The 1,569-nt window shown below is 42.2% G+C and carries 2 protein-coding genes; both read left to right on the forward strand.

Features of this window, described 5'->3' with window-relative positions:
- Positions 1-341 (forward strand): OsmC family protein (locus KL866_RS08070; RefSeq protein ID WP_214994514.1); only part of this gene is annotated, 341 nt, incomplete at its 5' end.
- A gap of 213 nt (positions 342-554) precedes the next feature.
- On the forward strand, positions 555-1,569 hold a 1,015-nt coding region (locus KL866_RS08075; protein ID WP_251139915.1), incomplete at its 3' end, for an efflux RND transporter periplasmic adaptor subunit.

The following is a 1,569-nucleotide window of genomic DNA, read 5'->3' on the forward strand; positions in this document are numbered from 1 at the left end:
ACAGCGGCTACAAAACAGTAATGGACGGTAGCGGTAAGGCCGTATCGCCGATGGAATCAGTGCTATTGGCGGTTGGTGCATGTTCAAGTATTGACGTTGTAGATATTCTAAAAAAAGGTCGCTTTAATATTGAAGCATGCAACTGTGAATTAGAAGCTGAACGCGCTGAAGAGCCACCACGTGTATTTACCAAAATACACGCGCATTACACTGTATCAGGTGAAGGCATTAACGAAAAAGCCCTAGCTCGCGCTGTGCAACTTTCTGCAGAAAAATACTGTTCTGTCATGCTAATGCTGACAGGTAATGTCGAAATCACCACAAGCTATACTTTGGTTTAATAAACAATAGTAGAACCAACCTCTTTTTAGCGATTCTTACTAAGCATTAGTATAAAAGGCCAACCAACAAGGTTGGCCTTTTCGTTAAAACCTCTCCCCTCACTTACAAGCCGTTGAAATCAATAACAATTAACGTTGATTAGCATCTTTGGCATATTAGCTGCTGTATATGGTCAATATTATATAACTACAATTACGTTAGGGTTATTGACCATGGAATCTACAACACACAGCAACACCTTTCTTTCATCAGTACAATCTTCAATTCCGGTTTCGCCAACATCTCTTAAGCTACTTGTTGGAAGTGCTATCCTTGCTCTTACTCTTTCGATGACCGCATGTTCCGATGCCGATGCTATTGATGACCAAGCCAACGCTACCAAAGCTGAAGAAACCGTTTTTGCTATTCCCGTTGAAACCCAAACCATTGTTACCGGTGACATTACATCCACTTACGATACAACCGCCATTTTAGAAGCACGTGAAGAAGCGTTTGTGGTTGCGAGAGCGTCTGGAATTATTGAAGAAATTTTCGTAGAAGAAGGTGATTACGTTGAAAAAGGTCAGGTACTGGCCCAGCTTGATAAGCGCCGCTACGAGCTAAACTTATCAAAAGCATTGGCTGATTTAGCCGGCATTGAAAGTGAGCTAGAGAAGGTTAATAAAGTTTATTCCAAAAAGCTTATCAGTGATGACACTTACGACAAACTGACTTCGCAATTTGAATCAGCTAAAGCGTCTGTACGCTTAGCTGAACTTGATTTAAAAGAAGCCACGATCACGGCACCAATTAATGGATACATTGCACAAAGGAATGCCAAAGTAGGCAACCTGACTGAATCGTTTCAACGGGAGAGAATGTTCCATATCGTTCAGCAGCGTAATCTTCAAGGCATTGTGTATCTGCCTGAAAATGAGCTACCAAACGTAGTGATTGGGCAAGGTGCAATGCTGACTGTGACAGCCTTGGGTGACAGAACTATTACGGCAAGCGTTGAGCGTATTAGCCCTGTCATCGATGCAACCACCGGCACGTTCAAAGTAACGTTAAAAGTACCCAACGAAGATAACAAGTTAAAAGCTGGCATGTTTACCGATGTGTCTCTTGAATACGCTACCCATGCTAACGCTACGTTGTTACCCCGCAGAGCACTAGTCACTATTGACGACAGTCATAGTGTATTCGTTGTCGATAACGGCAAAGTTAAGAAAATTGATATTTCTACTG

This window comes from Alteromonas sp. ALT199, assembly GCF_018619335.1.
Classification (GTDB): domain Bacteria; phylum Pseudomonadota; class Gammaproteobacteria; order Enterobacterales; family Alteromonadaceae; genus Alteromonas.